The following is an 8,859-nucleotide window of genomic DNA, read 5'->3' as shown; positions in this document are numbered from 1 at the left end:
CCGATGGCGCCGACCATGATCTTGCCGAAAGCACCGCCGACCGGATGGTCGAACTGGGCTATGTCAACGACGAGGAATATGCCCGAAGCCGCGCTCGTGGCCTTGCGCGGCGTGGAATGGGGGCAGGGCGTGTCAGACAGTCGTTGGCCACTGCCGGTGTAGAGGCCGACATCCGCGAGGCCGTTCTGGATAGCCACGATCCTCTGGCGGCGGCGCTGGATTTCGCGCGGCGCAAGCGCCTTGGGCCGTTCGGACCGGTGATCGATGACCAGCGGATGAAGGCACGGCAGATCGCGGCATTCGCGCGTGCCGGGCACAGGCTGTCCGTTGCGATGCAGATCGTCGAGGCAAACACCGAAGACGACCTGCCCGAACGCCCCGTGGATCGTTAGTGCTTGCGCCCGAAGTCGGCGTCGGCGGTATCCTGCCCGGCGTCGATGATTGCCCGGCGCACGTCTCTCGAGCTGGTGAAGCGCTGGAACAGGATATCGCCGTCGCCCCAGCGGATCGCGCGTTGCAGGGCGGCGATGTCCTCGCTCACCCGGCCCAACACCTCCAGCACGGCGTCGCGGTTGGTCAGGAACACGTCGCGCCACATCGTCGGGTCGGAGGCGGCGATGCGGGTGAAATCGCGGAAACCCCCCGCTGAATATTTGATGACTTCGCTGCGGGTTACGCCTTCCAGATCGGCGGCAGTGCCCACGATCGAGTAGGCAATCAGGTGGGGGATATGGCTGGTGACGGCCAGCACCAGATCATGGTGGCGCGCATCCATCACATCGACCCTGGATCCGATCGCGGTCCAGAATTCGCCCAGCCGCTCGACCGTCGCGTCCGGTGTTCCGGGTGGCGGCGTCAGGATGCACCAGCGGCCTTCGAACAGGCTGGCGAACCCGGCATCCGGGCCTGATTGTTCGGTGCCGGCAACGGGGTGCGCGGGCACCAGTTGCACACCGGCCGGCAGCAGTGGCGCCAGCGTATCGATGACGGATTGCTTGGCCGATCCCACGTCCGACACCAGTGCGCCGGGGGCCATTTCCGCGGCAATCTCGCGACCGACGCTTTCGTAGCTGCCAAGCGGCACCGCCAGAATGACGAGGTCGGCGTCCTCGACTGCCGCGCCCGCTGACGTGGCGACTTCGTCGACGATACCCAGTTCGCGCACACGCGCCCGCACTTCGTCGCTGGCGTCGAACCCGGTGAGGCGCGCATCGGGCATGTGTGCGCGCACTGCGCGAACGAGCGACGAGCCGATCAGCCCCAGCCCGATCACGGTAACACGAGAGAAGGGCAGCATCAGGCGCCTTCGACGATGCTTGCCAGCGTCGCGATCAGCCCGGTCATTTCCTCCTCGGTGCCGATCGAGATGCGCAGTTCGTTCGCCAGCCCCTGGCCGGGAAGCCAGCGGGTGATGTAGCCCGCTTCTGCCAGCCTGCAATGCAATTCTCCGGCCTGCAGCGCCCCTTCGGAGGGGCAGGTCATCAAAACGAAGTTTGCGTGTGAAGGAATCGCGCCAAGCCCTTTGTTTCCAAATCCGGAAATCGCCTGCGTCAGGCGCTCGCGCTGTTCCCGGTTCAGGGTGCGGCAGGCCGAAACATGGGCCTGATCGTCGACTGCTGCTTCTGCCGCCGCCAGTGCAGGCACGGAAATCGGGAAGGGCGCGCGCACGCGGTTCAGTTCGGCAATGATGTCGGCGTGGCCGGTTGCCCAGCCTACGCGCAGGCCGCCAAGGCCGTAGATCTTTGAAAAGGTGCGCGTGACGAGCACGTTCGCATGGGTCTTCGCCAGCGCCAGCCCGCCGTCGGGGTCAGGCTCGTCGAGGTATTCGGCGTAGGCTTGATCGATCACCAGCAGGATGTCGGGCCTGAGACCGGCATGCAGCCGCGCCATTTCAGCCGCCGGAATCATCGTTCCCGTGGGATTGTTGGGGTTGGCAATGAACAGGATCCGGGTGTCGGGCCGCACAGTTGCCAGCAGCGCGTCGATGTCGGCAGTGTAATCGCGATCGGGTGCGGCCAACGGCGCAGCGCCAGCCCGGCGCGCGGCGATCGGATACACCATGAAGCCGTGCCTGACATAGGCAACGCTGTCTCCGGGGGCGCAATAGATCAGCGGCAACAGTTGCAGGATTTCGTCGGAGCCAGTGCCGCAGACGATCAGGTCGGGATCGAGGCCGTGCAGCGCCGCGATCTTTGCCCGCAGCCGTTCAGCCGTTCCGTCGGGATACCGATGGCTGCCATTCGCGGCCGCCTTCAGCGCCTCGACGGCGTGGGGGCTTGGCCCCCAGGGGTTTTCGTTCGACGACAGTTTTACCGGCGGCCGCCCGCCTGCGCCTTTCGACGAGCCGGGAACATATGCCTCGATTTCGCTGATCCATGGGTTGGGGCGTGGTGCGGTCATGCCAGACCCGTTAGGCAGGGTAGGCGCTTGCCGCAAGTGCGCAGAGGCTTTGCCAGCGCGGCGCGGCGCTGCTAACGGCCAGAGGGTGTCGCCCGAGGTTTCCCATACGATCATGCGCCTCGACCATGACCTGCCGCTCGACGGCGGGCAGTTCCTGCCGCGCCCGGCTATCGGCCACGAGGTGCTTGGAACGCTGAACGCTGCCCGCGATAATGCGATTCTTGTGTGCCATGCGCTGACCGGCGACCAGTATGTCGCAACCACCCATCCCGTCACAGGGAAGCCCGGCTGGTGGCCGCGCATGGTCGGCCCGGGAAAACCGATCGATCCGGATCGCCATTTCATCATCTGCACCAACGTAATCGGCGGCTGCATGGGCAGTGAAGGCCCGGCCAGCCCGCACCCCGAAGACGGCAAGCCATGGGGCCTGCGATTCCCGGTGATTACCATCGCCGACATGGTGCGCGCGCAGGCGGCGCTGCTCGATCAGCTTGGCATTGCCACGCTGCAGGCAGTGGTCGGCGGCTCGATGGGCGGGATGCAGGCGCTGCAATGGGCGGCAGCATTCCCTGACCGGGTACGGTCGGTGGTGGTGATTGCGGCTGCCGCGCGACACAGTGCGCAGAACATCGCCTTTCACGAAGTCGGCCGGCAGGCGATCATGGCTGATCCCGCATGGAAGGGTGGCACTTATGGCCTTGAAAAGGGGCCGGTAAAAGGGCTGGCGGTGGCGCGGATGGCCGCGCACATCACCTATCTTTCCGAAGCCGGATTGACCGAGAAGTTCGGCCGGCGGCTACAGCAGAAGGGTGCAAAAAGCTTCGGTTTCGATGCCGACTTCCAGATCGAAAGCTATCTGCGCCATCAGGGCATGAGCTTCGTCGACCGCTTCGACGCCAACAGCTATCTTTATATCACGCGCGCACTCGATTATTTCGACCTTGCGGAAGGCCACAGCGGCCAACTGGCGCTGGCGTTTGCACGAACCAATGCGCGCTTCTGCGTGATCTCGTTCGACAGTGACTGGCTCTACCCTACCTCGGAAGCCAAGCGCGTGGTGCAGGCGCTGGTTGCAGCCGGACGACATGTCAGCTTCGTCGAGTTGTCCAGTCCGTTCGGCCATGACGCGTTCCTCCTGGACACGCCGGGCCTCGAGGACGTGGTTGACGGGTTTCTGCGTGCGGGCGAAGCCGGGAAGTGGGCGCCACGGCCATGAATGGCGCCCCCACCAGATTGCGGCAGATCGCGGGGCTGGTGCCCGCCGGGGCGTCGGTGCTGGATGTCGGCTGTTCGGATGGGCGCCTGCTTGCCTATCTGCGCGACACGAATCGGGTGGACGGGCGCGGGATCGAACTGGACTCGCGGCGCGTTGCTGCGGCCGTCGCGCAGGGGCTGTCGGTCGTGCAGGGCGATGCGACACATGATCTCGCTGCGTTCCCCGACCAGTCGGTCGACTATGCCATTCTGTCCGAAACCTTGCAGGCGATGGATCGGCCGATGCAGGTGCTGCTCGATCTGGTGCGGATCGGTCGGCGGGCGATCGTCGCCTTTCCGAATTTCGGCTTCTGGCGGGTCAGGCTCAGCCTGCTGGTCGGCGGGCGTATGCCGGTAACGCGCAACCTGCCGACGAGCTGGCACGAAACCGAGAATATCCATCTGTGCACGGTCGATGATTTTCGTGCGCTGGCGCATGAACTCGGCCTCTCGATCGAGCGCGAGGCATATCTTAGCGGCGACAGGCGCATTCGCACCTTGCCCAACCTCAGGGCCGATCATGCACTGTTCGTTTTGAAGGGGCAGTAGCAGGAGGCGTACGTCAGTGTGCGCGCGTCAGCTCCCGCATGGCGCGGTCAAGTCCTTCCAGTGTCAGCGGGAACATGCGGCCTTCCATCAGATTCTTCATCATCTGGATCGACTGGCTGTGCGTCCAGTGCTGTTCCGGGATCGGGTTGATCCAGGCCGCCGCGTGATAGACGTCGGTCAGGCGCTTCATCCAGACTTCGCCGGCTTCCTCGTTCCAGTGTTCTACTGATCCACCTGCATAGTTGATTTCGTAGGGGCTCATGGAAGCGTCGCCAACGAAGATCAGCTTGTAATCATGCGGGTATTTATGAAGAACGTCGAGTGTCGACATACGCTCGGACCAGCGCCGCTTGTTGTCTTTCCATACGGCCTCATAGGGGCAGTTGTGGAAATAGAAATATTCAAGGTGCTTGAACTCGGAACGTGCTGCCGAGAACAATTCTTCCATCACCTTGATGTGCGGGTCCATCGATCCGCCAACGTCTAAAAACAGCAGCAATTTCACCGCATTGTGCCGCTCTGGGCGCATCACGATATCGAGATAGGCCTTGCGCGCGGTTCCCTTGATGGTGGCGTCCAGATCCAGTTCGTCGGCTGCACCCTCGCGGGCGAATTTCCGCAGCCTTCGCAGCGCGACCTTGATGTTCCGGGTTCCAAGTTCGACGGACGAGTCGAGGTTGCGAAACTCCCGCTTGTCCCAGACTTTCAGCGCCTTGCCCTGACGCCCCTTGTCCTGCCCGATGCGAACGCCTTCCGGGTTGAATCCATAGGCGCCGAACGGCGACTTCCCGGCGGTGCCGATCCATTTGTTGCCGCCCTCGTGGCGCTTCTGCTGTTCCTCGAGCCGCTTTTTCAGCGTCTCCATGATCTCTTCCCAGCTTCCGAGCGACTTGATTTCAGCCATCTCCTCGGGGGTCAGGTAAAGCTCCGCCAGTTTTTTCAGCCACTCTTCGGGAACCTCTTTGGCGCCGGTGTCGATCTCGGTTTCGAGACCTTTGAAAACTTTTGAGAAAACCTGGTCGAAACGATCGAGAAGTCCTTCATCTTTCACGTAAACAGCGCGCGACAGATAATAGAAATCCTCGACACGGTTTTCGATCACATTGCTCTGCATCGCCTCGAGGAGCATCAGGTGCTCCTTCAGCGAAGCTGGAATGCGTGCGGCGCGTAGCTCGTCGAGGAAGTGCAAAAACATGGGCCGAAACTAGGTCAGGGCGATGCCTTCGTCACCCGTCAAAAATGCGTTGCGAATGGAGATGCGCGCAAATTGTCAGAAATGCGAGATGCGCCGAGGCCCGGCCTTGCCTAGTGGCGGCTATGAAAGCAGTGTGACGAAAACGCCAAACAAGGAGAAGCCCGATGACGAGCAACTGGCCGGAGTTCAAGGGGAAACGCGTGCTCGTCACCGGGGCGAGCCAGGGGATAGGGCTTGCTGCGGCGCAGGCCTTTCGCGAAGCCGGCGCCGAGGTGATCATCACCGGCACGCGCGCTTCGGCGGGCGACTATGCAGACGATCTGTCGGGCTTTACCTATCAGCAGGTCGATCTGTCGAAGCCCGGCGCGGGCAAGGCGCTGGCGAAGTCTGTCGGCGCGATCGATGTTCTGGTGAACAACGCCGGGACCGGCCGGGCAGACGAATACACCGACGAGGGGTTCCGCTCGGTCATCGAAGTGAACCTGATGTCGGTGATGGAAGTCAGCAAGGCGTTCTACCCATCCCTGAAAGAGCGGGGCGGCACGATCGTCAACATAGGCTCGCTGGCAAGCTTCCTCGCCTTGCGCGAAACCCCCGCCTACACTGCTTCAAAGGCCGGCGTTCTGGGCCTGACCCGCGCGCTGGCCGACAAATGGGCGCCGGACGGGGTTCGGGTGAACATGGTTGCACCGGGCTTCATCCGCACACGCATGACCGAAATCCAGCGCACTTCGCCGGATTATGAAAAGCGGGTGCTGAAATCCATCCCGGCCAAGCGCTGGGGCGAACCAGAGGAAGTGGCCCAGTCGATCCTGTTCCTTGCTTCGCAGCGCGCTCCCTATATCACCGGGCAATCGTTGGCGATCGACGGCGGGTTGATGCTGCGCTGATCAGCGCGTCGGTGGCGCTGCCTCTGCCGGGGCAGCGGCCGCTGCGTTTGCGGCGCGAACGTCGGCGACAGAACGGTCGATCCCCTGCTGGATCGCGGCGTCGCTTTTCCTGTTTTCGTCACGGCCGCATCCGGCAAGGCCAAAGGCCAGCAGCACGGCGATCGCTGGCGCGCGCTTCATTGCGGCATCTCCTCGGCCACATGCCCGGGTGCGGGTTGGGTGGCGGCGCCGGGAGTGGCGGCCATATCGGCCGGGCCTGACGCGTCGGTGAATTCCTCGTCCTCTGGATCGGCGGGGGGATTGCCGTCGAAGATTTCGTAGCGGCGCATCTGCAACCAGGCTGACCGCGTCGTGGCGTATGGGTCGGCGGCGCCGATCAGCAACTGTTCGCCCTTGTCGCGCAATTGCGAGCGGAAATCGAGCACGCGCCCGCCCAGCATGACGGCGCGTTGCGGCATGGTCAGCACCCGTGCCTTCAACAGATCTGCCGGGTCGAACGCGAAATCGACGACGAAGCCCAACGTGTCGCGCACGGTGCTTGGGCCAAGAACCGGGGTGAACAGATAGGGGCCAGAGGAGACGTTCCAGACGGCAAGCGTCTGGCCGAAATCATGCGGTTGCACGCCGACGCCCATGTCGGTTGCGTGGTCGGCAAGGCCCAGCCCCAATATGCCATTGATCAGAAAGCGCCCCAGCGTGTGGATGGCGCTTTTCGGTTTTCCCTGCAGCACGGCGTTGGCAAAATAGGTTGGTTCGCGCGCAAAGGCATAGAAATTGCCGATGCCCCGGCGCGGCGCTTCCGGAACGACTGTGCGATAGCCGTTGGTGATCGGCAGCAGCACGTTCTTGTCGACGCCCATGCTTAGCGCATAGATTTGCCGGTTGGTGTTTTCCCACGGGTCCGCTTCAGCCCGTGCGGAGATCGCAACACGGTCAAGGCGATCGGCGTTGTGCGCGCAGCCGGTCAAGGCAAGCAGGGCCGCCGCCGGCAGAAATTGAAACGGGCGCATGTATTGCCGGTAGTGCGGGAACGGCGCAGGCACAAGCGCCGATGCGTCGGGCAGAGGCCGGAATGGGGCTTGACCACATATAAAGACATCTTTAACTCTTTCAAAGATGTCGATGCCTCACGAAATTTTTGCGGCCCTTGCCGATCCGACGCGCGTGAAAATCATGCTGCTGGTGCGCGATCTGCAACTTTCTGTCGGCGAACTGGCCGAAATCCTGGGCCAGAGCCAGCCGCGCGTTTCGCGGCATGTGCGCATATTGGGCGATGCCGGGCTTGTGAAGCGCCAGAAAGAAGGGGCGTGGGTGTTCGTCGGCCTTGGCGATGAAGTGCCTGCCGCTGAAATCGCCGATCTTGCCCATCGCCTGTTTGCCGGGCCGGACCCGATCGAGGGCGAACGTGCGCGGCTGCGGCAGGTGCGGGCCGACCGGCAGAAGGCCATCGACGGCTGGTTTGAAGCGAATGCCGGTGAATGGGACATGCTGCGCCGCATGGGCGGGCAGGACGAAGCGGTCGAGGAGGCATTCATCGCTGCCAGCGATCGTAAAGCCGGCCGCCTGCTGGATATCGGCACGGGCACGGGGCGCATTCTGGAAATTCTGGCGCCGTTCGCCGCGACGGCGACCGGCATCGATCGCTCGCCTGAAATGCTGCGGCTTGCACGCGGCAAACTGACGGCCGAGAGCGGACAGGCCGTCGATCTGCGGCAGGCCGACATGGGAAACCTGCCATTCGCCGATCATTCGTTCGACACCGTCACCATGCAGCATGTCCTGCACTTCGCCGACGATCCCGGTGCCGTGCTGGCCGAGGCCGCACGCGTGCTGGCGCCCGGTGGGCGCCTGCTGGTCGCCGACTATGCGGCGCACGAACATGAAGAACTGCGCACGCGCCATCGCCACGCGCGGCTTGGTTTCGACGACGAGACATTGCTGGGGCTGCTGAACGAGGCCGGCCTGGAGGGGAGGCTGGTGTCGCGCCATCCGGGGCCGGAACTGACGGTCCTCCTGTGCGAAGGAAGGAATGGCCAATGTCCGGCATGATCGCGACCGACGCCGCCTGCGCGCTTGGCGCACCATTGTTCGCCGACCTGCCGGGCGACATCCAGATCAGCTTCGAATTTTTTCCACCAAAAACCGAAAAAATGGCTGAAACTCTCTGGAATTCAATCGAAACGCTTGCTCCGTTGCGTCCGCGATTTGTATCGGTCACCTATGGTGCCGGCGGATCGACACGCGAACGCACGCACGCAACGGTTACCCGGATCGTTTCGGAAACCTCGATCCCGGCCGCAGCGCACCTGACTTGCGTCAATGCCAGCCGCGCCGAAATCGATGAAATCCTCGATCAATATTGGCAGGCCGGGGTCCGCCATATCGTGGCGTTGCGTGGCGATCCGCCGGGCGGGGAGCGCCGCTTCGTCGCGCAGCCCGGCGGTTATGCCGATGCGGCCGAGCTGGTGGCCGGTATCCGCGCGCGCCACCCGTTCGAGCTGTCGGTTGGCGCATATCCCGAAACCCATCCGGAAGCGGGGTCGGCGCAGGCCGATATCGATCACCTGAAGC

General features: G+C 63.5%; 11 protein-coding genes. 6 read left to right on the top strand and 5 right to left on the bottom strand.

The annotated features are described in order from the left end of the window. Positions 1-392 (top strand): regulatory protein RecX (locus AC16JP_RS10630; RefSeq protein WP_484340589.1); only part of this gene is annotated, 392 nt, incomplete at its 5' end. Here AC16JP_RS10630 and AC16JP_RS10625 read toward each other — a convergent pair. Together AC16JP_RS10625 and hisC are read right to left on the bottom strand one after the other, a co-directional pair. After that, positions 389-1,297, bottom strand: coding sequence for a prephenate/arogenate dehydrogenase family protein (locus AC16JP_RS10625; protein ID WP_484340588.1), 909 nt, complete (start codon positions 1,295-1,297; stop codon positions 389-391). The two genes, AC16JP_RS10630 and AC16JP_RS10625, sit on opposite strands and share 4 nt — an antisense overlap. Then, positions 1,297-2,400 (bottom strand): histidinol-phosphate transaminase, encoded by a 1,104-nt coding sequence (hisC, locus tag AC16JP_RS10620; RefSeq protein ID WP_484340587.1) that lies wholly within the window; start codon positions 2,398-2,400, stop codon positions 1,297-1,299. The genes AC16JP_RS10625 and hisC overlap by 1 nt, the downstream gene beginning before the upstream one ends. A gap of 85 nt (positions 2,401-2,485) precedes the next feature. Between hisC and metX the strand changes: the two genes are divergently transcribed. Further along, entirely contained in the window at positions 2,486-3,616 is a 1,131-nt protein-coding gene (metX, locus tag AC16JP_RS10615) for a homoserine O-acetyltransferase MetX (RefSeq protein WP_484340590.1), read from the top strand. Beyond that, a complete protein-coding gene (gene metW, locus AC16JP_RS10610; protein WP_484340586.1) occupies positions 3,613-4,203 on the top strand; it encodes a methionine biosynthesis protein MetW in 591 nt (196 codons plus the stop codon). The genes metX and metW overlap by 4 nt, the downstream gene beginning before the upstream one ends. A 13-nt stretch (positions 4,204-4,216) precedes the next feature. On the opposite strand, the gene AC16JP_RS10605 is transcribed toward metW, so the two are convergent. Continuing rightward, positions 4,217-5,398 carry a vWA domain-containing protein gene (locus tag AC16JP_RS10605; protein WP_484340585.1) on the bottom strand — a complete coding sequence of 394 codons (1,182 nt, stop codon included), beginning with the start codon at positions 5,396-5,398 and terminating at the stop codon, positions 4,217-4,219. 164 nt (positions 5,399-5,562) lie between these two features. Between AC16JP_RS10605 and AC16JP_RS10600 the strand changes: the two genes are divergently transcribed. Further along, entirely contained in the window at positions 5,563-6,288 is a 726-nt protein-coding gene (locus tag AC16JP_RS10600; protein ID WP_484340584.1) for an SDR family NAD(P)-dependent oxidoreductase, read from the top strand. Here AC16JP_RS10600 and AC16JP_RS10595 read toward each other — a convergent pair whose 3' ends face one another. Beyond that, complete coding sequence (locus AC16JP_RS10595) at positions 6,289-6,468, bottom strand: hypothetical protein (RefSeq protein ID WP_484340583.1); 180 nt, start codon at positions 6,466-6,468, stop codon at positions 6,289-6,291. Then, positions 6,465-7,298 (bottom strand): MlaA family lipoprotein, encoded by an 834-nt coding sequence (locus AC16JP_RS10590; protein WP_484340582.1) that lies wholly within the window; start codon positions 7,296-7,298, stop codon positions 6,465-6,467. The genes AC16JP_RS10595 and AC16JP_RS10590 overlap by 4 nt, the downstream gene beginning before the upstream one ends. Positions 7,299-7,410: 112 nt before the next feature. Between AC16JP_RS10590 and AC16JP_RS10585 the strand changes: the two genes are divergently transcribed. Beyond that, positions 7,411-8,337: an ArsR/SmtB family transcription factor gene (locus AC16JP_RS10585; protein WP_484340581.1), complete on the top strand. Its 927-nt coding sequence runs from the start codon at positions 7,411-7,413 to the stop codon at positions 8,335-8,337. Then, the coding region (locus AC16JP_RS10580) for a methylenetetrahydrofolate reductase (protein WP_484340580.1) at positions 8,325-8,859 on the top strand (535 nt) is incomplete at its 3' end. The genes AC16JP_RS10585 and AC16JP_RS10580, both read left to right, overlap by 13 nt.

The organism is Sandaracinobacteroides sp. (assembly GCF_057137845.1).
This window is presented reverse-complemented; position numbering and strand designations above follow the sequence as displayed.

What these genes read in the sequence shown, in the direction of transcription:
- AC16JP_RS10590 (WP_484340582.1), bottom strand. Translation starts at nt 7,298, where the DNA reads ATGCGCCCGTTTCAATTTCTGCCGGCGGCGGCCCTGCTTGCCTTGACC.
- AC16JP_RS10605 (WP_484340585.1), bottom strand. Translation starts at nt 5,398, where the DNA reads ATGTTTTTGCACTTCCTCGACGAGCTACGCGCCGCACGCATTCCAGCT.
- AC16JP_RS10600 (WP_484340584.1), top strand. Translation starts at nt 5,563, where the DNA reads ATGACGAGCAACTGGCCGGAGTTCAAGGGGAAACGCGTGCTCGTCACC.
- AC16JP_RS10595 (WP_484340583.1), bottom strand. Translation starts at nt 6,468, where the DNA reads ATGAAGCGCGCGCCAGCGATCGCCGTGCTGCTGGCCTTTGGCCTTGCC.
- metW (WP_484340586.1), top strand. Translation starts at nt 3,613, where the DNA reads ATGAATGGCGCCCCCACCAGATTGCGGCAGATCGCGGGGCTGGTGCCC.
- AC16JP_RS10625 (WP_484340588.1), bottom strand. Translation starts at nt 1,297, where the DNA reads ATGCTGCCCTTCTCTCGTGTTACCGTGATCGGGCTGGGGCTGATCGGC.
- AC16JP_RS10585 (WP_484340581.1), top strand. Translation starts at nt 7,411, where the DNA reads ATGCCTCACGAAATTTTTGCGGCCCTTGCCGATCCGACGCGCGTGAAA.
- hisC (WP_484340587.1), bottom strand. Translation starts at nt 2,400, where the DNA reads ATGACCGCACCACGCCCCAACCCATGGATCAGCGAAATCGAGGCATAT.